The following is a 25,239-nucleotide window of genomic DNA, read 5'->3' as shown; positions in this document are numbered from 1 at the left end:
AATCGTAGTTTATGAGGCGCGGAACTGCAATTCGCCCGCTGCACGCGCCTCGACGATCCCGCGCATCGCGCTGACCTCGTCCTTGTTCAGGCACCGGAACGGAATGGGCAGGGTGCCCCGCTTCAGGATCATCATGAAGCCGTTCGAATACGTGCGGATGCGCTCCACGTCGCTCCAGTCGATCAGGCTCACGCCCGTGTCGCTGGTGCGCACGATGCCGTGCTGGTCGATCTGGAATTCGTAGGTGCGCTTCCCGCGCTGCAGCAGCACGAAGTGCGTGGCCGCCGACAGCGTGCTTTTCAGGCGCAAATAGACGCCCATCGGCCAGCGGATATGGCGGCGCCGGATCAGGTAACCGCCATGCTCCCACATGAAGCGCACGTACTCGGCGAACGAGTAACGCACCCAGAAATGAAGACGGTAACGTTCTGCCGGCGGATGCACGACCGGGATCGTGGCTGCCGGCATCGCGTCGGCACCGAGATCCGCGGCGTCAGGCTGGTCCAAAAGCGCGGCCCCGCCATCCGAGTGGCCGGCCGCTCGCGAGCGATTTGACCACAACATGTGCATCCCCTTTCGTTTTCTAATCTAAAGAGAATGGTAACAAAAGCTAAGCGATAATTTGTTGCAAGAGTTCAACAGTGCGCACTGTTGCGCCGCGATGGCGGGCCGCGAAAGCCTGGGCGTGGGCGCCCATGGCGGCGCGGCGGCCGTCGTCATCGAGCAGGCCGGCGGCCGCGCGCAGCAACGCCGGCGCATCGGGCAGGCGCAGCGCGGCGCCCGCGGCGACGGCTTCCTCGGTCGCCTGCAGGAAGTTGAAGGTGTGTTCGCCGACCAGCACCGGACGTCCCAGCGCGCACGCTTCGATCAGGTTCTGGCCGCCCAGCGGCAGCAGGCTGCCGCCGATGAAGGCGCAGTCGCATGCGGCGTAATAGGCGAACATCTCGCCCATCGAATCGCCCAGCAGCACGTCGGTGTCCACGTGTTCCGGCAGTCTTGATCGACGTGCGAGGCTCAATCCGCGTTCCTCGACCATGCGCGCCACCTCGTCGAAGCGCTGCGGATGACGGGGCACCAGCACGAGCAGCATGTTCGCCGGGCGCTGGTCCAGGGCCTTGTACGCGCCGAGGATGAGGGCCTCTTCGCCTTCGCGGGTGGACGCGCACAGCAGCACGGGGCGGTTCGCGAAGCGCGCGCGCAGCATCGCGCCCGTGTCCAGCGCGGCCTGCGGCGGCACGACGTCGAACTTGATGCTGCCCGTGACGGCGACCTTCGGGGCACCCAGCGACACGATGCGTTCGGCGTCCGCATCCGTCTGCGCGGCCACCAGCGTGATCGCGCGGGCGGCATCCGTCATCAGCGTGCCGATCCTGCGGCCGCGGCGCAGCGATTTTTCGGACAGGCGCGCATTCACGAGCGCCACCGGCACGCCGTGTCGCGCGCAGCCGTGGATCAGGTTCGGCCACACTTCCGTCTCCATCAGGATGCAGATCGCGGGCTCGAAATGGCGCAGGAAGCGGCCGACCATGAAGCCGGTGTCGTACGGGAGGAACGACTGGATCACGCGGTCGCCATGCTTGCCGAACAACGCTTTTCCCGTGGCGCGGCCGGTGGGCGTCATGTGCGTGAGCAGGATGCGCGCGTCGGGGCGCGCGGCCAGCAGGGCCTCGACCAGCGGTTCTGCCGCGCGCGTCTCGCCGACCGAGACGGCGTGCACCATGATGGTCGGGCGGCGCTCGAGTCGACGGCCGTAGAAGCCGAGACGCTCGCCGATGTGCGTGCGGTAGCCGGGTTCACGGCGCCCACGCCACCACAGGCGGCCCAGCACGAGCGGCAGCGCCAGCCACCACATCAGCGAGTACAGCACGCGCATCAGCGGCTCTCCAGCAGGCGCCGCGCGGCCGCCACGACCTCGGCGACCGACGGCGGCGCACCGGTGTCGCCCAGATTGACGATGCGCGGCGACCAGTTGCCCTCGGTCTTCCAGCGCGGCGAATCGGCATAGATCTCGACCGTCGGCCGCACGAAGGCGGCGGCGATGTGCGTGAGGCCCGTGTCGACGCCGACGGCCAGGGCCGCGTGGCGCGCCAGCTCCACCGCATCCATCATCGACAGTTTCGGCAGCACGCGCGCGTTCGGCAGCGCGGCCGCCAGGCGTTCGGCGTCTTCCTTCTCGCGGGGCGCGCCCCACGGCAGCAGGATCGTCATCGGCGCGAGCGTCTGGCCAAGCGCGATCCAGTGCGCCGTCGGCCATTTTTTCGCGTCGCGCGCGGTCCCGTGGAAGAACACGGCGTAGTCGTCCGCCGGCATCCAGGCGGGACGCGCCTCCCCGTCGGGTGCCGGCAGGCCGAAATCGGGCGGCGTGTCGACGGCATAGCCGAGCGCCGCGGCCACGACCTGGCGTCCGCGCGCCACCGCATGCGTGCGCGGTTCGACGGCGATGCTGCGGCTGTGGAAGATGCGCGAGACGCCTTCGTAGCCCGAATCCTCGGTGCCGTTGGCCAGGCCGATCTTCTGGCTGCCGCGGGCACAGGCCATCACGATGCCCGTCTTGATCAGGCCCTGCGTGTCGAACACGTAGTCGTACTGCTCGGCGCGCAGGTCGCGGAAAAAGCCGCGCAGCTCCGCGCGCACGGCCGCCTGGCCGAGTCCCTTGCGCCAGCGCCGCAGCGCGAACGGGATCACCTTGCGCACGTACGGGTTGAGCTTCACGAGGCTGACGTAGCCCTCTTCCACCACCCAGTCGACCTGGGCATCCGGAAAGTGGCGCCGGATGTCGGCCACGATCGGGAGATTGTGCAGGACGTCGCCCAGCGACGACACCCGCACCAGCAGGATCTTCATCAGAACGGCAGCTTGGCGTTTGGCTTGGCGGCCAGGATCACACGCGCGAAATCACGCTGAATGCGCTCAAGAGCTTCCGGATTCTCGCCCTCGAAACGCAGCACGACGACGGGCGTCGTGTTCGAGCCGCGCGCCAGGCCGAAGCCGTCCGGGTATTCCACGCGCAGGCCGTCGATGTCGACAATGCGGTCCGCGCCCGGGAATTCCGCTTCGGCGCGCAGCTTGTCGATCAGCGCGAAGTTCTCGCCTTCCTGCAGGTGCAGGTGCAGTTCGGGCGTGCTGGACGCGATCGGCAGGCCGTTGAGGAGCGCCGACGGGTCGGTTTCGCGCGTGAGGATCTCGAGCAGGCGCGCGCCCGTGTACAGGCCATCGTCGAAGCCGTACCAGCGGTCCTTCCAGAAGATATGGCCGCTCATCTCGCCGCCCAGCGGCGCGCCCGTTTCCTTCAGCTTGGCCTTGACGAGCGAGTGGCCCGTCTTCCACATCAGCGGACGGCCGCCGTGCTGCTCGATCCACGGACCCAGGTGGCGCGTGCACTTCACGTCGTACAGGATCTCGGCGCCCGGATTGCGCGACAGGACGTCCTGCGAGAACAGCATCATCTGGCGGTCCGGGAAGATGATCTGGCCATCCTTCGTGACGACGCCCAGGCGGTCGCCGTCGCCGTCGAACGCGAGGCCGATCTCGGCGTCCGTCGTCTTCAGGCATTCGATCAGGTCCTGCAGGTTTTCCGGGTGCGCCGGATCCGGGTGGTGGTTCGGGAAGTGGCCGTCCACGTCGCAGAACAGTTCGATCACGTCGCAGCCCATCGCGCGGAACAGGTCGCCGGCGACCATGCCGGCCACGCCATTGCCGCAGTCGACCGCGATCTTGATCGGACGCGCGATCTTGACGTCGCCGACGATGCGTTCGACGTAGGCGGCCTTGATGTCGTGCGTCGAGTAATTACCTTGCTGGGCGGCCGGCTGGAAGTCGTCGCGTTCGATGGCCTGGTACAAAGCCTGGATGGCGTCGCCGTAGATCGCCTCGCCCGCCAGCACCATCTTGAAGCCGTTGTAGTCAGGCGGGTTGTGGCTGCCGGTGACCATGATGCCCGAGCGCGCACCCAGCACGTTGGTGGCGAAATACACCATCGGCGTGGCAACCATCCCCAGGTCGACGACATCCACGCCGGCGGCCTGCAGGCCTTCGGCCAACGCCTTGGCCAGCTCCGGGCCGGACAGGCGGCCGTCGCGGCCGATGATCACGGTGCGTTCTCCCTTGGCCAGCGCGGCGGCGCCGAACGCCTGGCCGATGCGGCGTGCGATCCCCGCATCGAGCGTGCTGCCGATGACGCCGCGGATGTCATAAGCCTTGAAGATCGTTTTCGAGAGAGAAACCATGGATTATCTACCTTGCTGGACGGGGCAACGGAATGCACGCGCACGGGCATTCCGAACGCCGGTTGGGTCGGGATTGGAAAAAAGGGATATTGTAACGGCAAGCCGGGCCGCCGGGGCCGGATTACCGGTGTACTGGATGCGCAAACAAGCGCGATGAGGCGCACAGAACGTGCGCACTCGGAACGATATGAAACGGAATCAGACGCGCAGTTTGTCCATCGATTTACCGCCTTCGACCCATTCCTTGACCCATTTCGGCTGGCGGCCGCGACCGGTCCACTGTTGCGAGGCATTGTCCGGATTGCGATAACGGACGGCGACGGAACCGGCATTCGCACCCGCCGATTTGCCGCCACGGCCGCTGGCGCTGATCAGGTCTTTCAAAGGTACGCCGACGCTCTGTGCGATGGCCATGATCTGTTCACGCGCCTTTTGCACTTCCTGCACCTCGCGTTTTTTCATTTCCTGCTTGATCTGCTCCTGCAGGTTGCGCAAATCGCCCAAGGACAAATTAGACAGATCCATCTTGATTCCTTATATGTAGAGTCTAGGTGTAAGGGATTTTATCGAATAATCACCAATGCTCGCAATATACTACAACTGAAATTTCTTCAGTGTTTTTTGTGCCAAATCAGCCAGCGCGGCGACTTGAATCTCACGATACGCGCGTACAACCATACGTAGCTGATAATGAACAACAGACAGAAGAATATCAAAATTCCCGTATTCTGCGAGAACACGGTTGCAGGGATAACGGCAGTGAGGGAAAACAGCCACAGGTATGGCGAAGTACGCGCATTCCTTTTCATCAGCGCGCGGGCTTCTTTGCGACCGACGGTCCATTGCACGATACGCCGGAAAATCAGGCTGTGCAGGTGGATTCCATCTGGCATGGTAGGAGATTTCCCACGCACAAACATTCGGCGGTAAACGGAAAATATGGTTTCGAATGCCGGATAAATCAGCAGCAAGACGGCATACCACGTCGATACCTGGGGATTGCGCATCACGAGCAGCAGGGCCAGTTCGCCCAGCATGAATCCGATGAAATAAGCGCCGCCGTCGCCGAGGAAGATGAGGCCGACGGGATAATTCCAGACGAGGAAACCGGCCGTTGCACCCGCAACCGTCAGCGCGGACACCAGCACGAACATGTCGCCCACCTGCCAGCCCACGTAAGCGAGCGACAGCAGCATGAAGATCGTGACGACGCTGGCCAGGCCATTGAACCCGTCGATGATATTCACCGCGTTCGCAATGCCCGCAACGGCCAGTACGGTCAGCGGCAATATCAGCCACAGCGAATCGAGGTTCCAGCTCACGAAAGGCATATCGAGACGCGCGATCTTCGCGTCCAGCACGAGATAGCCGAGGAACGCGGCGACCATCGTCAATATCAGGCGGCGCGACGGACGCACCTTCCCCGTATAGTCCTCGACGATACCGCCGGCGAATGCGATCCCCGAACATCCCAGCAGCGAGACCAGCCAATAACCGAGACCGGGCACCCGCCATACGGAAATGCCGGCGGTCAGGGCCACCGCGAGGAAGATCGGCAATCCGCCAATCCGCGCCACCGCATGCAGATGGACCTTCTGCACGCCGTCGAAATTATTGTCGAGTGCGGGGCCGTGCAATTTCGAATGCTTGACGACGAGGAGCGTCAGCAGCGCGGACACGACAAAACTTACGATGAAGGAAAACATTTTATTATTTTTTAAATGCAATCGTGCGGGATTGTACCGGAATAGTCGCTGGCAAACCGGACCTCGGCAGTGTACGCGCGCAGACTGTCGTCCGATCGAGGAATTACGAAATACCGGAACTTTGACTGAGGGGCAAGACAATTTACAATCGGTAATTCCGTCGGCTGTGGCCGCCGTACGAAACCCGGAAGAATCGATTAGTATCGATCCTGCAAAATCGAATGTGAGCGAGATGAAAACCTATGTAATCGGCGACCTGCAAGGGTGCGCCCATGAAGCCGGCCTGCTGCTGGACCGAATCGACGCGACGGCGGGACCAGGTACGCGCATCCTGTTCGTCGGCGACCTGATCAACCGCGGCCCCGATTCGCTGGGCGCGCTGCGCCGCATGAAGGCGCTGGCGGAAACGAGCGATGGCCGTGTCGACGCCCTGCTCGGCAACCACGACCTGCACCTGCTGGCCGTGGCCGTCGGCGCCCAGAAAATGAGCCGGTCCGACACGCTGGACGAGATCCTCGCCGCGCCCGACCGCGATGCATTGATCGACTGGCTGCGCCGCCGCCCGCTCGCCATGTTCGTCGATGCCCACCTGCTGGTACATGCCGGAGTGGCGCCGCAGTGGACGGCCGCGCAGACGATGGCGCTGGCGGCGGAAGTCGAGGCTGTCCTGCGCGGCGACCATTGGACCGACTTCCTCGGCCAGATGTACGGCAACGAGCCGGACCGCTGGGACGACGGCCTGACGGGCATCGCCCGCCTGCGCTGCATCGTCAACGCGCTCACGCGCATGCGCCTGTGCTGGCCGGACGGCCGCATGGATTTCCATCACAAGGAAAGCGACAAGGGGCCGGAAGGCACGGACCTGCAGCCCTGGTTCGACCTGCCCAACCGCCGCACGCTCGATGTCACCGTCGTGTTCGGACACTGGTCGGCGCTCGGGCTCGTGCTGCGGCCGAATCTCGTGGGACTGGACAGCGGCTGCGTGTGGGGTGGCAAGCTGACGGCCGTGTGCCTGGATGACCGGTCGATGTTGCAGGTGGATTGTCCCGAGTATCGGGTGCACGGCGGGAAGAAGTAAGGCGAACACAACGTCGTCCCCGCGCAGGCGGGGACCCAATTTTGCATGCGTTTCGATACGCTCGAACTTGGATTCCCGCCTGCGCGGGAAGTCATTTCCGGCAATGCCGGTCTTTAGGCTAACGGGTTATCTGATCGCCGGAGGTTGCGCCCTGCCCCAGCGCCCCCGCGATCGCATCATGCGCCGCCTGCGCCAGCTCGCGCCGGTGCGCGCCCGCCGCCGGGATCGGCGCCAGGCAGGCCAGCCGCGCGACGATCGGCTCGCCTTTCATGATGCGCACGATGCTGTCGACGAACGTCGTCTCGCCCGTGTAGTCGACGGCCGGATGCCACGCGCCGAACGCATCGACGTAAGCCAGCGCAACCGGCTGCACGGGCACCGCGGCGTCGACGGCGGCTTCGAACAGATTCGCGTGGAACGGCAGCACCGTGCCCTGGCTGGCCGTCGTCCCCTCCGGGAAGAACGCCACGCGGCGGCGCTGGCCGAGGGCTTCCACGAGGCCCTTGAAAATGTGGCGCAGGTCGCGCCGGTTGCCGCGCGCGATGAACACCGTGCCCGCCTGCGCGACGAGCCAGCCGACGACGGGCCAGGCGCGGATCTCGGCCTTGGCCACGAAGCGGCAAGGGTGCACGGCATTGATGACGAAGATGTCGAGCCACGAGATGTGGTTCGCGACGATGAGCGCGTGCGCCAGCGAGTCCTCGCCCGGCACGCGCTCGAGGCGCACGCGGCAGATGCCCAGCAGGCGCGCCGACCAGCGCTGGATCAGGCGCTCGCGCAGGGCATCGCCCGCCCACGGGAACACGAGGGCGCAGGTGGCCAGGCCCTGGACGAGGTGGAGGACGAGGCGCGCGAGGCGCCACGCAAGCCGGATCTTCAATCAGCGTTCGAACGCGACGTGGCCGGCGACGATCGTCGCCTTCACCTGGCCCGCCAGTTCGTAGCCGAGGAACGGCGTGTGCTTGCCCTGGCTCGCGAGGGCGGCCGCGTTGACGGTCCAGCGCGTGTCCGGATCGAACAGCACGACGTCCGCGCTTGCGCCCTGTGCCAGCGTGCCGGCGGACAGGCCCGCCATGCGTGCCGGATCGCTCGTGATCTTCGCCAGCGCGGTCATAAGCGCCTTCGCGTCGTTGCCCTGCTCCGCCGCCCATTTCAGCATCAGCGCCAGCAGCAGTTCCAGGCCGGTGGCGCCGGGCGACGCCTCGGCGAACGGCAGCAGCTTCTCGTCGTCGTCGACCGGGGTGTGGTCCGAGCAGACGGCGTCCACGGTGCCGTCCTGGACGGCCGCGCGGATCGCGTCGCGGTCGCGCTGGCTGCGCAGCGGCGGCGTGAGGCGCGCGTTGGAATCGAAGAAGCCGATGTCGGCATCCGTCATGTGCAGGTGGTGCACGCCGACGTCGCACGTGACCGGCAAGCCTTCCTTCTTGGCGGCGCGGATCAGGTCCAGCGCGGCGGCCGACGAGATGCGGCACAGGTGCACGCGCGCACCGGAGGCGCGCATCAGTTCGAAGATCGTGTGCAGCGCGATGGTCTCGGACATCACCGGCACGCCGGACAGGCCCAGGCGCGACGCCAGCGGGCCGCTGTGGGCGATGCCGCCGCGGCCGATGAACGGATCCTGCGGGCGCAGCCACACGGTGTAGCCGAACGTCTTCGCGTACTGCATGGCGCGCAGCAGCACGGTGGTGTCCGTGATCGGTTCCTCGGCCTGCGCGAAGCCGATGCAGCCGGCTTCCGTCAGCTCGGCCATCTCGGTCAGCGCCTTGCCCTTCAAACCGACCGTCAGCGCGCCCAGCGGATGCACGTTGGCCTGGTTCAGCAGGCGCGCGCGGTGCTTGAGCATTTCGACGAGACCCGGCTCGTCCAGCACGGGGTCGGTGTCGGGCGGGCACACGAGCGTCGTCACGCCGCCCTGCACCGCGGCCTGCATTTCCGATTCCAGCGTGGCCTTGTATTCGTAGCCCGGTTCGCGCAGGCGGGCGGAGAGGTCGACGAGGCCCGGCGCGACGACGAGGCCCGCGGCGTCGATCGTGCGCGCGGCCGTGAAGCCCGCGGGGGCGTTGCCGATGCCGGCGACCTTGCCGTCGGCGATGTACAGGTCCTGGACGGCGTCGAGGCCGGCCGCCGGGTCGATCAGGCGCCCGTTCTTGATATGTAAATTCGTCATGCGTGACTTCCAGCCAAAATACTCATAACCGCCATGCGGACCGCGATACCGAAGGTGACCTGGGGCAGGATCACGGCCTGGGCGCCGTCCGCCACGGCCGAGTCGATCTCCACGCCGCGGTTCATCGGGCCCGGGTGCATCACGATGGCGTCCGGTTTCGCGAGCGCCAGGCGCTCCGGCGTCAGGCCGTAGCTCTTGAAATACTCGCCGGCCGACGGCAGCAGCGCGCCCGACATGCGCTCGTTCTGCAGGCGCAGCATGATGATCACGTCGACGTCCTTCAGGCCCTCGTCCATGTTCGTGAACACGCGCACGCCCATCTGTTCCAGGCCGCCCGGCAGCAGCGTGTGCGGGCCGATGGCGCGCACTTCCGGCACGCCCAGCGTCGTCAGCGCGTGGATGTCCGAACGGGCCACGCGGCTGTGCAGGATGTCGCCGACGATGGCCACGCGCAGGTTCGTGAAATCCTTCTTGTAGTGGCGGATCGTGTACATGTCGAGCAGGCCCTGCGTCGGGTGCGCGTGGCGGCCGTCGCCCGCGTTCACCACGTGCACGTGGTTCTGCTTCGTATCGTTCAGGTGCTTGGCGATCAGGTACGGCGCGCCCGACTGCGCGTGGCGCACGACGAACATGTCGGCGTGCATGGCCGACAGGTTGTCGATCGTGTCCAGCAGCGATTCGCCCTTGCTCGTCGACGAGGCGGCGATGTTCAGGTTGATGACGTCGGCCGACAGGCGCTTCGACGCGATCTCGAACGTCGTGCGCGTGCGCGTCGAATTTTCGAAGAACAGGTTGAAGACGCTTTTCCCGCGCATCAGCGGCACCTTCTTGACCTCGCGGTCGGAGATGCTCACGAAGCTCGAGGCGGTGTCGAGGATGTGGTTGATGATGGCCTTGGGCAGTCCCTCGATGGTAAGGAGGTGCTGCAGTTCGCCGTTCTTGTTCAGTTGCGGGTTATGCATTGTCGTCTTCGATCGTGAGCGAAAGTTGGCCGTTTGCTGCGCGGGCCAGCGCGAGCGAGCGGCCAGGGGCAAGCTGTGCGTGCGCGCCGACGAAATCGGCCGCCACCGGCAGTTCGCGGCCGCCGCGGTCCGCCAGCGCGGCCAGCATGATACGCTGCGGACGGCCAAAGTCGAACAGCACGTTGATGGCAGCGCGCACCGTGCGGCCGGTGTACAGCACGTCGTCGACGAGCACGATGGTCGCGCCGTCGACGTTGAATTCGATCCGGGTCGGCTTCACGTCCGGATGCAGGCCCTTGCGGGCATAGTCGTCGCGGTAGAACGAGACGTCGATGAAGCCCAGGCGCGATTGCAGGCCCAGGTCGGCCGCGAGACGTTCCGCGAGCCAGGCGCCGCCCGAGTGGATGCCGACGATGGCGGCATCGGGCACGCCCGTAAGACCCGCGCGCACCTGCGCGAGCAGGTCGCGGTACAGGGCCTCGGCATCGAAGTTGTCTGTCCTGTCCGCGTCGTTAATATGAGTTGGCATGATCGTCAAAGTATTGTTGCAAAATGATGGCGGCGGCCTTGGCGTCGATGATCTCGCCGCGCTTGGCGGGAATGACGGCCGACGAGTAGCGCTCGTCGACGAGTTCGACGGGCAGGTTGAAGCGGCCGTTCAGTTGATTCGCGAAGCGGCGCGCACGCAGGGTCATGTCGTGCTCCGCGCCGTCCGGATGGCGCGGCTCGCCCACGACGAGGCGCGCGGGGCGCCATTGTTCGATCAGGTCGCCGATGACCTTGAAGCGAGTCGCATTGTCGACCGCCTTGATGACGGACAGCGGTTGCGCCTGTCCCGTCAGGGTATTCCCCATGGCGATGCCGATGCGCTTGATGCCGAAGTCGAAGCCTAGAACGATGTCGACCATTACCGCTTGTCGCTCCGTAGGGCGGGCACCTCGTGCCCACGCGTGACGTCTGCGCTCGGTTGGCGTTCGCGTGGGCACAGTGGTGCCCACCCTACCACCGCATCAGGCATGACCTGCCTCCGATGCGAGCATGAGGGGATCGATCCCCAGCAGCTTGATGGCCGCGTTGTAGCGCTCCTCGATCGGCAGGTCGAACAGCACGCGCGCGTCGGCGCTCACCGTGAGCCAGCCGTTGCGGGCAATCTCTTCTTCCAGCTGGCCCGGACTCCACCCCGCATAGCCGATCGAGACGAGCATGCGGCGCGGGCCGGTGCCGTTGGCGACGGCTTCCAGTACGTCGATCGACGTCGTGAACGCGACGTCGTCGGTGACGCTCAGCGACGAGGAATAGCGGCCGCCGGGCGAATGCAGCACGAAGCCGCGGTCGTCCTGGACCGGGCCGCCGAACATGATAGGCTCGTCCTCGACGCTGGCGCGCAGCCCTTCCGCCACTTTCAGGTCGATGCGGTCGAACAGCACGTCCATGGTCATGTCGGTGGGCTTGTTGATGACGACGCCGAGTACGCCCTTCTCGTTGTGCTCGCAGATATACACGACAGTGCCGCCGAAGATCGGGTCATTCATGGACGGCATGGCAATCAGGAAATGATTAGCCAGGTTCAGCTGGGACGTGGATGCGCTCAACGTGCCGAGGAGAGGCGTATCTTCCTGGGGCATCCCGGGCATGGTTAGAGGCTTGCCGACCTTACTTTTTTTCATGCTCATACTCTCTGTTGGCTCACTCTCCGGGTTTACCGCGGTACCTGAAGCTGAAAAGCTGGACTTTTCGCTAGTTTACACCGAATTGCCCGACCGGCCACGGAAGCCGCTCGGCGGGGCAAACCTGAGAGATGGTAGACAGTAAAATTCTGGACTGCATTGACTCAACACACAGAAGATGACTCTGAGAAACTCGCTCGTCTGGTTCCGGCGCGATTTGCGCGTGGACGACCATGCCGCGCTGCATCACGCCCTGCTCTCCTCACGCCGGGTGGTTGGCGTGTTCGTGTTCGATACGGACATCCTGGCCGGCCTGCCGTCCGACGACCGGCGCGTTCAATTTCTGCTCGACAGCGTGCGCGAGCTGGATGCGCGCCTGCATGCAATGGGAGGTTATCTCATCGTGCGGCACGGGCGCGCCACGCAGGTGATTCCGGAATTGGCCGACGCGCTCGACGCGGAATCCGTATTTACCAACCGCGATGTCGAACCGCAGGCCATCGCCCGCGACCGCGCCGTGCAGGATGCCCTGCGCGCGGCCGGCCGCAGCCTGCAGACGTTCAAGGATCAAGTCATCTTCGAACAGGATGAAGTATTGACGCTGGCCGGCGGCCCCTATTCGGTTTTTACGCCGTACAAGAACGCGTGGCTGAAACGCCTCGCGCGCGAGCCGGAGGCGCTGCGGCCGTACGAGACGGCACCGCACGCGGGCGCGCTCGCGCCCCCGCCCGCGGACCACGCCCTGCCCGCGCTCGCGGATCTCGGTTTCGTCCCGAACGCGGCACCCATCGCGCATCCGGGCATGACGGGCGCGGGGGCGCTGCTGGCGCAATTCGGGCAGCGCCTCGCGCGCTACGACCACGACCGGGACTACCCGGCGCTGGACGCCACGTCGCACCTGTCGATCCACCTGCGTTTCGGCACGCTGTCGGTGCGCCGCCTCGTCGCGATGCTGCAGGCACGGATCGTGGACGGCACGGGCGGTCCAGGGGCGCCCGTGTGGCTGGCGGAACTGATCTGGCGCGAGTTCTACATGATGATCCTGGCACGCCATCCGCGCGTCGTCACGCAGTCGTTCAAGGCGGCCTTCGGCGCCGTCGCGTGGGACGACGGTGCGGAAGCGGATGCGCTGTTCGACGCGTGGTGCGCGGGCCGCACGGGCTATCCGCTCGTCGACGCCGCAATGCTGCAGCTGGAACGCACGGGGTTCATGCACAACCGCCTGCGCATGGTGACGGCCAGCTTTTTGACCAAGGACCTCGGCATCGATTGGCGCCGCGGCGAGCGCTGGTTCGCGCTGAAGCTGAACGATTACGAACTGGCGTCGAACAACGGCGGCTGGCAGTGGGCGGCGTCGACGGGATGCGATGCGCAGCCGTGGTTCCGCATCTTCAATCCCGTCACGCAGTCGAAACGGTTCGATCCGGATGGAGAGTTCATCCGGCAGTACCTGCCGCAGCTGGCCGGCTTGAGCGGGGCGGCCATTCATGCGCCGTGGCTGGCGCAGCCGGAGGTTTTACAGAAGGCCGGCGTCGTGCTCGGGAAGGATTATCCGGTGCCGGTGGTGGACCACGAAGCAGCGAGAGAGAAAACACTCGCGCGCTTCAAGGCGATCCGTGACCTGTAAACGTCATCCCCGCGGAGGCGGGGATCCAAGTTCTGCATGCGCGGCCGAAACGCGTGCAAATTGGGCCCCCGCCTCCGCGGGGGCGACGTTCATGTGTTACGAGTTTCGAGCAACCCCGTAATCGCCGCCAGCAACGCATCCTCCTGATACGGCTTGCCGAAATAGGCATCGACACCAAGCCCCAGCGCCACGTTGCGGTGCTTGTCCGCCGTGCGCGACGTGATCATGATGATCGGCAGCGCCGAAGTGGCGGCATCCCCGCGCACGTGGCGCGTGAGGTCGAAGCCGTCCATGCGCGGCATCTCGATATCGACCAGCATCAGGTCCGGACGCGTCTCCCGCATCTGCTCGAGCGCGTCGACGCCGTCCTTGGCCAGCAGCACGCGATAGCCCTCGCGCTCCAGCAGGCGCTGGGTGACCTTGCGCACGGTGAGCGAATCGTCGACGACCATGATGGTCGCGATGCGCGCGGCCGGCGCCGGTGCCGGCGCGGTTGCCGATGTATTCGCGACATGGCCGGGACGCGCGCCCGAGCCGGCGAGCTGCACCGGATCGAGGATCAGCACGATCTCGCCCGACCCGAGCACGGTGGCGCCGGCGATGCCCGGCATGCGCGCCAGCTGCGGCCCGATGTTCTTGATGACGACCTCGCGGTTGCCCAGCACCTCGTCCACCCGCACGGCGACGCGCGTGTTGCCGCTCCTGAGGACCAGCACCGGCGACGAGCGCTGGCCGCCGCTTTTTTGCCATGCGCCGCCCGGTTCGTGCAGCAGCGTAGGCAGGTAGTGCAGCGGGACGCTCTCGCCGTGGACGTTGATCGCCCCGGCGGCGAAGGCCGCATCGAGGTCGGCCTCGCGCACCTGCAGCACCTGCTCGACCAGCACGGCCGGCAGCGCATGCGTGCGCGGGCCGCTGGCGACGAGCACGACCTGCGTGACGGCCAGCGTGAGCGGCAGGTGGATGGCGAAGGCGGCGCCGCGGCCCGGCGTCGTCTCGACGTCGACGCGGCCGCCCAGCGCGCGCGCTTCCGAGCGCACGACGTCCATGCCGACGCCGCGGCCGGCCAGTTCGGTCAGCGTGTCCGCCGTCGAGAAGCCCGGCTCGAACACCAGCTCGGCCGCGTCCTGGTCGGACACGTCCTCGCCGTCGGCCAGCAGCCCGATGGACGCCGCCTTGGCGCGGATGCGGCCCAGGTCGAGGCCTGCGCCATCGTCGGCGAAACGGATCTCGACTTCGTTGCCCTGCTGGCTCACCTGCACGAGCAGTTCGCCCGTCTCCGGCTTGCCGGCCGCCAGGCGCTGGCCGCGCGGCTCGATGCCGTGCACGATGGCGTTGCGCAGCAGGTGTTCGAACGGCGCGGCCATGCGTTCCAGCACGCTGCGGTCGATCTCGACGCCGCCGCCGCGGATGTCCAGGTTGACGCGCTTGTCCATTTCCTTGGCGGTCTGGCGGGCGACGCGGAACAGGCGCTCCGAGAGGCTCGCGAACGGCACCATCCGCACCCGCATCAGGTCGCGCTGCAGCTCGCGCGTCAGGCGCGACTGCGCGGCCAGGTCGTCGGCCGCCGCCTCCACCGTGCGCGCCAGGCCGTCGTGGAACGAACCGACGTCGTTCACGCTCTCCGCCATCATGCGCGTCAGCTCCTGCAGGCGCGTGAAGCGGTCGAATTCGAGCGGGTCGAATTCGCGCTCGCCCGCGATCGACAGGCGCGACGCGATCTGCGATTCCGCCTGCATCTCCACCTCGCGCAGCTGGCGCCGCAGGTTGGCGAGGTTGTCGGAAAACTCGGCCAGCATGCCCTTCAGCGTGCCGACCTGCGTCTCCAGCTTCGAGCGCGTGATCGACACCTCGCCGGCCTGGTTGACGAGGCGGTCGAGGATATCGGCGCGCACGCGCACGAGCGGCGCACGGGCGGCCTGCTCGTCGGCGGGCGGCGCCGGCTGCGCGGGTTCCGGTGCCGGAGCAGGTTGGAGCACCGGCGCGCCCGGTTGCTGCAGCTGCTCGAACAGCAGCTGCGCCTGGTCGTAGTTGGCCAGCAGTTCGTCAAAGGCGGCCGGATTCGTCGTCCCGGCGTGCAGCATGTTCTCGATCTGCGTTTCCAGCGCATGCGTGTGCTGGCCGAGGCGCATCGCGCCGGCCATGCGCGCGCTGCCCTTCACCGTGTGCAGGGCGCGCAGCAGGCCTTGCGCGACGGCCACGTCGGCCGGGTTCTGCTGCCACTGGCGCAGGCCGTTGCCGATCTGCGGCAGCAGGTCCGCCGCTTCTTCCATGAAGACGGGCAGCAGGTCCGGGTCGAGGTCGTCGACGAATACCGGCTCCGCGGCCAGCACCGCGTCCGCTTCCGGTTCCGCGACGGGTTCGGGCACCGGGATGTCGAACAGCGCATCGACGTCGATGACCTCGTCCGCTTCGACCGGTGCGGGCGCGGGTTCGGCCTGCTCCAGCGTGGGCGCGGCGAACGGATCGTCGAAATAGGCATCGAACAGATCGTCGACGGCGCTCACGGCCGGATCTTCCTGGTGGGGTGCCGGCGTGCGCGGCGCCAGTTCCGTGCTGGCGGGCAGCGCCGGCGTACCGGTGACGAGCGGCGGATCCGCCAGGATGCTGGCATACGTGGCGGCGAACAGCGCGTCCAGGCGCTGCGCCAGTTCCGGCTCGGCGTCGGCGATGACGGCGTCGGCGCGCTGGCGGCCCAGCTCATCGCGCAGCGCTTCCAGGCGCGCCAGCAGTTCCGGCTGCGCGGGCGCCAGCTCGCCCAGCGCGAACACCTGCAGCATGATGCGCACGCGCTCGACCGTTTCGTCCAGCAGGTCGAACTGGGCGCCGTCCAGCGGCGGGACGGCCACCTGCAGCGCTTCTTCCAGCGCCGCGGCCAGTTCGCGCAGCGCGTTGAAGCCGACGGTGGCCGACGTGCCGCCCAGTGTGTGCGCCGCCTTCATGGCCTGCGCCGACACGGCGCGCAGCGGTTCCGCGCGCCAGCCGGCGAAGTCCTCGGCCAGCGTGCGCACCAGTTCCTCGGTCTCGCCGAGGTAGATGTTGTACAGCGGGAGCGGGATCTCGAGGTCGCCCACGTGCCGCACGTTCGCTTCCGACACGGGGAACGCGAGCACGTTGTCCGGCAGCTCGTCCGTGGACAGGGCCGGCAGCGGCGCGGGCGCCTCGTCCGGTGCGACGTCGAAGCCGGCGGCCGGTTCGACCGGTTCCGGCGGCGGCTCGGATGCGGCGGGCACGGCATCGAGCGCGCCGACCGTTTCCGGTGCCAGCTCGGCCGGCGCATCGACCGCAGGCACCTCCGGCGTCGACACGAGCGGCGCCGGCGCGTCCGCCAGCGCGAACGGCCCACCCTCCTGCACGCGCTGGGCTGCCTGCACGAGCGCCGCGCCATCGCGCCGCGATCCGCCGGCCGCGAGTTCGTCGACCCACGCGCCCAGCTCCGCATGCGCCTGCGCGAGCAGTGCCAGCAGGTCCGGCATGGCGGCGCGCGCCTCGGCCAGCCACAGGTTCATGACCTTTTCGATGGCCGCTGCCGCCGCGGCGAACTGCTCGAGGTTCACCATGCGGCTGCTGCCCTTGAGCGTGTGGAAGCCGCGGCGCAGGCGGGTCAGCGTGTCCTGGTCGGCCGGATTCGCTTCGGCGGCCGGCAATGCGGTGCCGACGACGTCCAGCACTTCGCGCGCCTCGCCGATGAAGATCTCCAGCAGTTCGGCGTCGACGGCATCCGGTGCCGTCTCCGGCGCAGCCTGCGGCTCCGAAGGCGCCTGTGCTTCGGCCTGTGCTTCGAGCGGCAGCTCGTGGAACAGGCCCGCGGCCGCGTCGAAGCGGTAGCGCCGGCGCGCGCCGTCGACGTTCTGCGCCAGCGCGTCCGTGAAGAAGCCGAGCGCGCCGATGTTGCGCGCCAGGTTGTCCAGCACGGCGCCGCGCGCCGCGGCATCCGGCGGCGTTTCGATCAGCGCGCGTACCTGGGCGCGCACGTGGCCGACGGCTTGCGTGGCCTGCTCCTGGTCGAGGATGGCCAGCGCGCCCTGCAGCTGGTGCAGCAGCGGGTCGACCTGTTCCAGGGACGCAATGCGTGCCGGGTCTTCGTAGTAGTCGTCGATGAGTTTCTCGACCTGGCGCAGGCCCGTGCGGATCTCGCCCGCCAGCACCGCGACGGTCTGGCCCTGCTGCAGCTCGCGCGCCATCTCGCCGTGCCACACCGGCGCGTCCGGCGGGGTCTCGCCGTGCGCGAGCGCGAGCAGGCGCTGGCCGACCGCTTCCGCGTGCTGGCCGAAGTCCTCGGGCAGCTGGCGCACCTGGTCCAGGCCGTGCTCGACGAACAGCATGGCCTCGGCCATCTCGAGGCTGAACTGGTCGCTGCGGCCGCCCGCCATCGATTCGCTGGCGGCCTGCCCCAGTTCGCGCAGCAGGTGCGCGAGCTGCGGCGCGCCCAGCTTCTCGCTGGCGCCGGCCAGCTTCGCCAGCGCCTCGTTGACCCCGCCGCCCGGCGCGTCGCCGCCTTCCGTGGCGACGCGGTCCCAGCCCTGCTTGGTCTCGATCAGCGCTTCCTTGGCATCCTTCAGCACCTCCGGATCGACCTTGCCGTAGCGGCGTTCCAGGTAATCGGCCGGCACCTGGCCGCCGACGTGGTAAGCGTCGCGCAGCTGGCGCGCCTCGGGCGTCGGCTCGGGCGCGGCCGAGATGAAGAACAGCGCGTCGCGCAGCAGCGCTTCCGGCAGCTCCGTATGGCCCTGCGCCTGGCGGCGCAGCTGCAGGTTGATCTGGCCGAACAGCTGCTTTACATACAGGTCGGGCGCCACCTGGCCGGTCGCGACGAGGTCGGCGACGGCCTGCAGCGCCAGCCAGAACGCATGATTTTCCGCCTGCGGCTGGCCGTCGACGACGCCCGCCAGCGCATCGCGCATCGCGGCCGCCTGGGCGCGCTGGGCGTCGACGTCCTGGCTGCGCAGGAACGGCAGCAGCACCTTTTCGAATGCGGCGCGGGTCGCGGCGTAGTCCGGCATCGGGCCGGCGCCGCCAGCCGGCAACAGCGCCGGGGCGAGATCCAGCACGAGCATCTGGCCCGGGTGCACCCTTTCTACGCCCGATAACTCCTGCAGCGCGCGGTAGTACGGGAACAGGCGCACGGGCTGCGGCGCCGCGCCGTCCAGCAACTCTTCCAGGTATTCGACCAGCGCCCGATACGCCTCGCCCACGGCGCCGGCACGCTCAAGCTCGAGCGCCAGCGTGCCATCCTTGAAGCGGTCGATGACCTGTTCGGCCGCCTCGCTCAGGCGTTCGACGCCGGCCACGTCGACCATCTGCAGTGCCCCGTGGGCCTGGTGCAGGTGCGACTTGGCATGCAGCAGCAGCGTGGGCTGCGCTTCCGGCGTGCGGCCAGCCGCATCCTGCAACGCCTTGGCGGAACGCCCGAGGGCATCGCGGATTTCACCGATGACCCAGGACAGGGGGCCGGTGTCGAAAGGCGGTGCGGCGGATGCGTGCGAAAACTGGGTCATGTGGGCAAAAGTGAGATGCTCAGGCGGCGACGCGGAAGCGCGACACCGAATTCTTCAGTTCCTGCGCGAGCGCCGCCAGCTGCCGGATCGACTGCGCGGTCTGCTGCGTGCCGCCCTGTGCCTGTTCGGTGATCGCGAGGATGTGCTGCATATTATGCGCCACGCCGTTCGCGGACGTCGCCTGCAAGCCCGCGGCGACCGCCATCCCCTGGATCAGCTCCGCCAGGCGGTTCGACACGCGCGAGATGTCGGCCAGCGCGGCGCCGGCCGCGTCGGTCGTGCGCGCGCCCTCGACGACGCCCTGCGTCGACTTTTCCATTGCCGCCACGGCGTCGTGCGTGTCGGTCTGGATGGTGCGCACCAGCGCGCCGATCTGCTTGGCCGCTTCGGCCGACCGTTCCGCCAGCCGCTGCACTTCTTCCGCCACGACCGAGAAGCCGCGTCCCGCCTCGCCGGCCGACGCGGCCTGGATCGCGGCGTTCAGCGCCAGCACGTTGGTCTGCTCCGTGATGTCGGAAATGAGTTCGGTGATCTCGCCGATCTCCTGCGACGATTCGCCCAGGCGCTTGATGCGCTTGGAGGTTTCCTGGATCTGCTCGCGGATCTCGCCCATGCCGCGGATGGCGTTCTGCACCGCCGTCGCGCCCTGCTCCGCCGCCGCCACCGACTGGCGCGCCACCTCGGCCGACTCCTTCGCGGAGCTGGACACGTCCGTGATCTCGCCGGCCATGCGCAGCATCGTGGCCGACGTGTCCTGGATCTCGCGCGCCTGCTGGCCCGCCGCGACGAGCAGCCGGCTCGACACCTGCTGCGCGTCGTTCGACGCCTGCGTCACCTGTTCCGCCGTATCGATCACGCGCACGACGAGGCCGCGCAGCTCTTCCACCGTGTAGTTGACGGAGTCGGCGATGGCGCCCGTGATGTCTTCCGAGACGGTGGCATAGACCGTCAGGTCGCCGTCCGCCACTTCCTGCAATTCGTTCATCAGGCGCAGGATCGCGGCCTGGTTCTGGTCGTTGGTGGCCTTCGCTTCCTCTTCCTTGGCCTGGGCCAGCAGGCGCATCGCCTCCGCTTCCTGGCGGCGCGCGTCGGCGCCGCGGGTGCGGTTGCGCGAATCCTGCAGCATCACGCGCGAGATGCTGCCCGCCGTGACGAGGGTGAAGATCGATGCCGCCACGAGCACCCACAGCCACATGTCCGTGCTGCCCGCGCCGGCGCGGTACGATGCCTGCAGGCCGGTCAGCTGGCGGCGCAGCGTCTCGTTGTCGCGGAAGATCGTCTGCTCGGCGGCCTTGGCGGCCGTCATGTCGGACAGTTTATCCAGGAAGGTGGAGATCAGCTTCTGGCAGATGTCGAATTTCGACCGCACTTCTTCCAGCTTGGCGCGCAGCTCCGGGTCGCGCAGCGGGGCCAGGCCCAGCGCGGCGCTGCCGTTCAGCAGGCCGTCGACGGTGGCGCGGAACGTGGTCGTGTCGCGGCCCATCTGGAACGCGGTCTCGGGACGGATGCCGCCCGACGTGAGGAATTCGCTGGCGCTGCGCGACAGGCGCTGCGTCAGCATCATCATGCGGCCCAGCGCCGCCAGTTCGCGTGCGCTGCCGCCGCGCGCCGTGCGTTCGGTGAGGATATCTTCCGTCAGCGCCAGCATGTCCGGCGCCAGCACGTCGAGCTGCTTCAGGTTCTTGTCGAAGGCGACCAGCTCCGGCTTCATCTTGAGGATGCTGGCGGCGGCCGCGTCGGACACGTTCCACTTCTTGCGCACGGCGGCCAGCTGCGCGGCCAGGTCGCCCGACGATGCGGGAATCGCGTTGCCGTTGAAGTCGCCGCCGCGGGCCAGCAGGTCGAGGTCGTGCGACAGGGCGATGCGGCTGTCCTGCAGCTGCGTGAACGCGTCCGGCACGCCCTGCATCGCGTTCGGCGCGGCCTTGCCCACGCGCTGCGAGTGCATCAGCGCTTCGCTGGCGATCTGGGTCTGGCCGCTGGCGATCGCGCCACTGCCGGCATTGCGCCACAGCGACAGCAGCGTGAGCAGGATGCCGATGCCGAAGGCGACGAGCAGGATGCGCAGCTGGCGCGGCAGGGACAGATGGCCGATGAGCGGCAGGCGCAGGTCGTCGTCGCCACCGGCCGTTCCGCTGGCAGCTTCCTCCGCATGGCGGCGCTTGCGCCGGGCGAGCTGGCCGAGGCGCCGCGCGGCGTCATCGGCGGAACCCGTCGATGGCGTGCCGCTGACCGGGCCGGCGGGTACCGTGCCGGGGCCGAACTGCGTGTCGGGCGACGCCAGCACCGTGCCGGACGCCTGCGCGTCGCCGCCCCCGTCCTTGGGGAAGAAATTCATCGACAGTTTGGATACGAATCCCATGCGAGCTCCAGTACAAAAATTCTTACAACCTGTTCGGTGGGCGCACCGTGCCCGCGCGCAACGCCAACAAACCGCGAACGTCACGCGTGGGCGGAGCGCCGCCCACCCTACCGTGCGACCTGCAGGAAGCGTTCCTCGCGGGCGAGGGCGGCCAGCGACAGCGGGGTCCAATCCTGGCCGCCCGCCTCGCGCAGGCCGACGACCTTCGCCACGAGCAGCGCGCACGGAAAGCCGAGGGCGGGTCCGAACGTCACGAGCCGCGTGCCGGGCGTTGGCGCCGCCTCCGGATCGAGATAGCGCGCCAGGTCGACGACGCCCAGCAGGTTGCCGCGCACGTTCGCGAGGCCGAGATACCAGGGCTGCGTGAGCGGCACGGCGGCCAGCGGCGGCAGCGGCACGATCTCGCCCGCTTCGACGAGGTCGAGCAGGTAGCGCACGCCGCCGATCTCCACGCCCAGCTGGTGCGCGCGCGCGCCGCTGCTCGTGCGCGCGGCCTGCATGCGCTCGAGCAGCTGTTCCTGGTACTGGCGCAGGCGCGCGCGCCGGGCCGCGCCCTTCTGTCCGGCGGCGTCGCTGACGTCCATCTCAGGCGCCGAGCGTGGCGATCGTGGCCAGCAGCCTGGCCGGATCGACGGGCTTGACGAAATAATCCTTCGCGCCCTGGCGCATGCCCCAGATGCGGTCGGTTTCCTGGTTCTTGCTGCTGCAGATGATGACGGGGACGGACGCCAGCTCCGGATCGCGCGCGATCGAGCGCGTCACCTGGAAGCCGTTCGCGCCTGGCATCACCACGTCCATCAGGATCAGTTCCGGACGCTCGGCGCGGATCTTGGCCAGCGCCTCCTCGCCGTTGTCGGCGGTGGTGACGGTGAAGCCGTTGCGCACGAGGATGTCGGTCAGGTAGTAACGTTCGGTCGGGGAATCGTCGACGATCAGGATTTTTTGTATGGCCACGGTGGGCTCCGCAACGTTGGAATCAGGCAGCCGCGTCGGTCCGGCCCTGCGCATGGTCGCGCACGGCCGCCAGCAGGCTGTCCTTGGAAAAAGGTTTGGTCAGGTAGGCGCTCGATCCGACCATCGCGCCGCGCGCACGGTCGAACAGGCCGTCCTTGGAGGACAGCATGATGACCGGCGTGGCATGGAATTTCGCGCTCTTCTTGATCAGCGCGCAGGTCTGGTAGCCGTCCAGGCGCGGCATCAGGATGTCGCAGAACACCAGGGACGGCTGATGGTCGTTGATCTTGGCCAGCGCGTCGAAGCCGTCTTCGGCCAGTACCACGCGGTAGCCGGCCTGCGTCAGGAAGATTTCGGCGGACCGACGGATCGTGCTGCTGTCGTCGATCACCATGATCGTCAGGCCTGTCGGTTGCGTCGTCATATTCGTTTCACTTCAGCATGAACCCGCAAGATAGCATAGGGGCTGCGGCTTGTGCATGAAGTGTTGCGTTACGTCAACTTGCCGTATGACGACTCATTGACGGGATGACACGAAACATTGGCGGGACGTTATTTCACGTTGATGAATCGACAATGAACCGCTCAGATCGCGGTCATTTCGAAGTCGTCCTTGCGCGCGCCGCATTCCGGGCACGTCCAGTTCATAGGCACGTCGGCCCAGCGGGTGCCCGGCGCAATGCCGTCGTCCGGTGCGCCGGCGGCCTCGTCGTAGACCCAGCCGCAGATCAGGCACATCCACGTCTGGTACACCTGTGTTTCAGTACTCACTTCGATTTCCTCTTTTCGGTTCAGATAAAATGACAGGGAAAGGTATAGTATTCTACCCGCTGTGCAAAACCAAACGTCTCCACTCATCCTCACGTTCGGGCCCGCCGACCCGGTCGGGGCGCTGGGCATCCAGTCCGACGTGACCGTCTTCGCCATGCATGGCTGCCACGCCCTCTCGGTCGTGACGGGTTTGCTCGTGGCGGATTCCGCGCGCGTGGACGACATCCAGCCGACCGACCACTCGCTCGTCGTGGAACAGGCGCGCATGCTGCTCGAGGACATGCCCGTGGCCGCCATCAAGGTCGGCACCCTGGCCAGCCTGGAGCAGATCGCGGCGGTGGCGGAGATCGTGTCCGACTATGCCGACGTGCCGCTCGTGCTCGACCCGTTCACGTCGTCGCTGCCCGATTGCGGCCCGCGCGACGACGACATGCTGACCCTCATTCATCAACTGCTCGTCCCGCAGGCCAGCGTCTTCATGCTGTCGCAGCCGGAACTGGCGCGCCTGGCCGACTGCTGGCGCGACCCGGGCAGCATCGCCACCGTCGCCGAGGACGCGGCCGAGCTGACGGGCCTCGGCTGCGGCCACGTGCTCGTGACGGGCGTCGGCGGCGGCGACGGCAGCCGCTGCAACGAGTTGTACGAGCCGGACGGCCTGGCCACCGCCCTGCCCTGGGCGCAGCTCCTGCCCGGCCCGTTCGTCGGCGCCGGCAACACGTTGTCGGCCGCTTTGGTGGCGCGGATGGCGCGCGGCGATGGCGCGGCGGACGCCCTGCCCGGGGCCCAGGACTACCTCACCGGCGCCCTCGTCCATGCCTGCCGCTTCGGCATGGGCCGGCTCATCCCGAACAAGATCTTCCGCGCTCCCGGCGCGGCCTGCTAACCCCGCCGGCGCCTGCGCCCGGGATTCATCCAGACAACCATGACCGCCACGTCCGACACCACTTCGAAAAACGACATCCTGTTCGCCCGCGCCCAGCAGACCACGCCGGGCGGCGTGAACTCGCCCGTGCGCGCCTTCCGCTCCGTCGGCGGCACGCCACGCTTCATCACGCGGGCCGAGGGGCCGTATTTCTGGGACGCGGACGGCAAGCGCTACATCGACTACATCGGCTCCTGGGGCCCGGCCATCGTCGGCCACACCCATCCGGACGTGGTGAAAGCCGTGCAGGACGCGGCCGCGCGCGGCCTGTCGTTCGGCGCGCCGACCGAGGGCGAGATCGAGATCGCCGAGGAAATCTGCCGCCTCGTGCCGTCGATCGAGCAGGTGCGCCTCGTCTCGTCCGGCACGGAAGCGACGATGAGCGCGCTGCGCCTCGCACGCGGCGCCACCGGCCGCGACAAGATCGTCAAGTTCGAAGGCTGCTACCACGGCCACGCCGATTCCCTGCTGGTCAAAGCCGGTTCGGGCCTGCTCACGTTCGGCAACCCGACGTCGGCCGGCGTGCCGGAAGACTTCGTCAAGCACACCATCGTCCTCGACTACAACAACATCCCGCAGTTGGAAGATGCGTTCCAGTCGATGGGCGACACCATCGCCTGCGTGATCGTGGAAGCCGTCGCCGGCAACATGAACCTGATCCGCGCGACGCCGGAATTCCTGCAGCGCATGCGCGAACTGTGCACGGAATATGGCGCCGTGCTGATCTTCGACGAAGTGATGTCGGGCTTCCGCGTCGGCATCGGTGGCGCGCAGGCGCTGTACGGCATCGTGCCGGACCTGACCGCGCTCGGCAAAGTGATCGGCGGCGGCATGCCGGTCGCCGCGTTCGGCGGCCGCGCGGACCTGATGCAGAAGATGGCGCCGATCGGCCCCGTCTACCAGGCGGGCACGCTGTCCGGCAACCCGGTCGCCGTCGCCGCCGGCATGACCACGCTGAAGCTGATCCAGCAGCCGGGCTTCTACGAGCACCTGACGGCGCAGACGAAGAAACTGGTCGACGGCCTGACGGCGGCCGCGAAGGAAGCCGGTATCGCGTTCTGCGCGGACAGCGTCGGCGGCATGTTCGGCCTGTATTTCGCCGACACGATCCCGTCCAGCTACGGCCAGATGATGGCCGGCGACAAGGAGCGCTTCAACCGCTTCTTCCACGGCATGCTGGACGAAGGCGTGTACTTCGCGCCCGCGATGTTCGAAGCAGGTTTTGTCTCGGCCACGCACGACGATGCCGTGATCGCCGAGACGGTCGAAGCGGCCCGCCGCGTGTTTGCCCGCCTGGCGTGA

At 67.6% G+C, this 25,239-nt stretch carries 22 protein-coding genes; 4 read left to right on the top strand and 18 right to left on the bottom strand.

The window, feature by feature from the left end:
- Positions 1-9: 9 nt before the first annotated feature.
- The 6 genes from ACEN98_RS05510 to ACEN98_RS05485 form a co-directional block, all read right to left on the bottom strand.
- Entirely contained in the window at positions 10-507 is a 498-nt protein-coding gene (locus ACEN98_RS05510; RefSeq protein WP_413382281.1) for a YcxB family protein, read from the bottom strand.
- A gap of 103 nt (positions 508-610) precedes the next feature.
- Positions 611-1,873, bottom strand: a complete 1,263-nt coding sequence (waaA, locus tag ACEN98_RS05505) for a lipid IV(A) 3-deoxy-D-manno-octulosonic acid transferase (protein WP_413382278.1) — start codon at positions 1,871-1,873, stop codon at positions 611-613.
- Complete coding sequence (waaC, locus tag ACEN98_RS05500) at positions 1,873-2,844, bottom strand: lipopolysaccharide heptosyltransferase I (RefSeq protein ID WP_413382275.1); 972 nt, start codon at positions 2,842-2,844, stop codon at positions 1,873-1,875. Before waaC ends, waaA begins: the two co-directional genes overlap by 1 nt.
- Complete coding sequence (locus tag ACEN98_RS05495) at positions 2,844-4,226, bottom strand: phosphomannomutase/phosphoglucomutase (protein ID WP_413382272.1); 1,383 nt, start codon at positions 4,224-4,226, stop codon at positions 2,844-2,846. The genes waaC and ACEN98_RS05495 overlap by 1 nt, the downstream gene beginning before the upstream one ends.
- Before the next feature lie 198 nt (positions 4,227-4,424).
- Positions 4,425-4,751, bottom strand: coding sequence for an H-NS family nucleoid-associated regulatory protein (locus ACEN98_RS05490; protein ID WP_056130024.1), 327 nt, complete (start codon positions 4,749-4,751; stop codon positions 4,425-4,427).
- A gap of 86 nt (positions 4,752-4,837) precedes the next feature.
- Complete coding sequence (locus tag ACEN98_RS05485) at positions 4,838-5,932, bottom strand: glycosyltransferase family 4 protein (RefSeq protein ID WP_413337415.1); 1,095 nt, start codon at positions 5,930-5,932, stop codon at positions 4,838-4,840.
- Between the two features lie 232 nt (positions 5,933-6,164).
- Between ACEN98_RS05485 and ACEN98_RS05480 the strand changes: the two genes are divergently transcribed.
- Positions 6,165-7,010 (top strand): symmetrical bis(5'-nucleosyl)-tetraphosphatase, encoded by an 846-nt coding sequence (locus ACEN98_RS05480; RefSeq protein ID WP_413382269.1) that lies wholly within the window; start codon positions 6,165-6,167, stop codon positions 7,008-7,010.
- 118 nt (positions 7,011-7,128) lie between these two features.
- Here the strand turns inward: ACEN98_RS05480 and ACEN98_RS05475 are convergent, their stop codons facing one another.
- The 6 genes from ACEN98_RS05475 to ACEN98_RS05450 form a co-directional block, all read right to left on the bottom strand.
- Positions 7,129-7,890, bottom strand: a complete 762-nt coding sequence (locus tag ACEN98_RS05475; RefSeq protein ID WP_413382266.1) for a lysophospholipid acyltransferase family protein — start codon at positions 7,888-7,890, stop codon at positions 7,129-7,131.
- Entirely contained in the window at positions 7,891-9,177 is a 1,287-nt protein-coding gene (locus tag ACEN98_RS05470) for a dihydroorotase (RefSeq protein WP_413382263.1), read from the bottom strand.
- Complete coding sequence (locus ACEN98_RS05465) at positions 9,174-10,139, bottom strand: aspartate carbamoyltransferase catalytic subunit (RefSeq protein ID WP_025511864.1); 966 nt, start codon at positions 10,137-10,139, stop codon at positions 9,174-9,176. The genes ACEN98_RS05470 and ACEN98_RS05465 overlap by 4 nt, the downstream gene beginning before the upstream one ends.
- Complete coding sequence (pyrR, locus tag ACEN98_RS05460; protein WP_413382258.1) at positions 10,132-10,668, bottom strand: bifunctional pyr operon transcriptional regulator/uracil phosphoribosyltransferase PyrR; 537 nt, start codon at positions 10,666-10,668, stop codon at positions 10,132-10,134. Before pyrR ends, ACEN98_RS05465 begins: the two co-directional genes overlap by 8 nt.
- The gene (ruvX, locus tag ACEN98_RS05455; RefSeq protein ID WP_025511860.1) at positions 10,652-11,047 is read right to left on the bottom strand and encodes a Holliday junction resolvase RuvX; all 396 of its coding nucleotides are present in this window, start codon (positions 11,045-11,047) and stop codon (positions 10,652-10,654) included. The genes pyrR and ruvX overlap by 17 nt, the downstream gene beginning before the upstream one ends.
- A gap of 102 nt (positions 11,048-11,149) precedes the next feature.
- The gene (locus tag ACEN98_RS05450) at positions 11,150-11,764 is read right to left on the bottom strand and encodes a YqgE/AlgH family protein (protein WP_229482057.1); all 615 of its coding nucleotides are present in this window, start codon (positions 11,762-11,764) and stop codon (positions 11,150-11,152) included.
- A 220-nt stretch (positions 11,765-11,984) separates the two neighbouring features.
- Between ACEN98_RS05450 and ACEN98_RS05445 the strand changes: the two genes are divergently transcribed.
- Entirely contained in the window at positions 11,985-13,433 is a 1,449-nt protein-coding gene (locus ACEN98_RS05445; protein ID WP_413382255.1) for a cryptochrome/photolyase family protein, read from the top strand.
- A gap of 89 nt (positions 13,434-13,522) precedes the next feature.
- On the opposite strand, the gene ACEN98_RS05440 is transcribed toward ACEN98_RS05445, so the two are convergent.
- The 6 genes from ACEN98_RS05440 to ACEN98_RS05415 form a co-directional block, all read right to left on the bottom strand.
- On the bottom strand, positions 13,523-18,928 hold the full coding sequence (locus tag ACEN98_RS05440) for an Hpt domain-containing protein (protein ID WP_413382253.1): 5,406 nt from the start codon (positions 18,926-18,928) through the stop codon (positions 13,523-13,525).
- A 19-nt stretch (positions 18,929-18,947) separates the two neighbouring features.
- Complete coding sequence (locus ACEN98_RS05435) at positions 18,948-21,290, bottom strand: methyl-accepting chemotaxis protein (RefSeq protein ID WP_413382250.1); 2,343 nt, start codon at positions 21,288-21,290, stop codon at positions 18,948-18,950.
- A gap of 107 nt (positions 21,291-21,397) precedes the next feature.
- Positions 21,398-21,874 carry a chemotaxis protein CheW gene (locus ACEN98_RS05430; protein WP_413382247.1) on the bottom strand — a complete coding sequence of 159 codons (477 nt, stop codon included), beginning with the start codon at positions 21,872-21,874 and terminating at the stop codon, positions 21,398-21,400.
- Position 21,875: 1 nt separating this feature from the next.
- Positions 21,876-22,244, bottom strand: coding sequence for a response regulator (locus ACEN98_RS05425; protein WP_413382244.1), 369 nt, complete (start codon positions 22,242-22,244; stop codon positions 21,876-21,878).
- A 22-nt stretch (positions 22,245-22,266) separates the two neighbouring features.
- Entirely contained in the window at positions 22,267-22,668 is a 402-nt protein-coding gene (locus tag ACEN98_RS05420) for a response regulator (RefSeq protein ID WP_413382241.1), read from the bottom strand.
- Between the two features lie 161 nt (positions 22,669-22,829).
- Positions 22,830-22,982: a rubredoxin gene (locus ACEN98_RS05415; RefSeq protein WP_029755924.1), complete on the bottom strand. Its 153-nt coding sequence runs from the start codon at positions 22,980-22,982 to the stop codon at positions 22,830-22,832.
- Positions 22,983-23,076: 94 nt separating this feature from the next.
- Between ACEN98_RS05415 and thiD the strand changes: the two genes are divergently transcribed.
- Together thiD and hemL are read left to right on the top strand one after the other, a co-directional pair.
- Positions 23,077-23,898, top strand: a complete 822-nt coding sequence (gene thiD / locus ACEN98_RS05410; RefSeq protein ID WP_413382238.1) for a bifunctional hydroxymethylpyrimidine kinase/phosphomethylpyrimidine kinase — start codon at positions 23,077-23,079, stop codon at positions 23,896-23,898.
- A gap of 39 nt (positions 23,899-23,937) precedes the next feature.
- The gene (gene hemL / locus ACEN98_RS05405) at positions 23,938-25,239 is read left to right on the top strand and encodes a glutamate-1-semialdehyde 2,1-aminomutase (RefSeq protein WP_413382235.1); all 1,302 of its coding nucleotides are present in this window, start codon (positions 23,938-23,940) and stop codon (positions 25,237-25,239) included.

The sequence above is a fragment of the Massilia sp. CT11-137 genome, assembly GCF_047302885.1.
Lineage (GTDB): Bacteria > Pseudomonadota > Gammaproteobacteria > Burkholderiales > Burkholderiaceae_D > Telluria > Telluria orientalis.
This window is presented reverse-complemented; position numbering and strand designations above follow the sequence as displayed.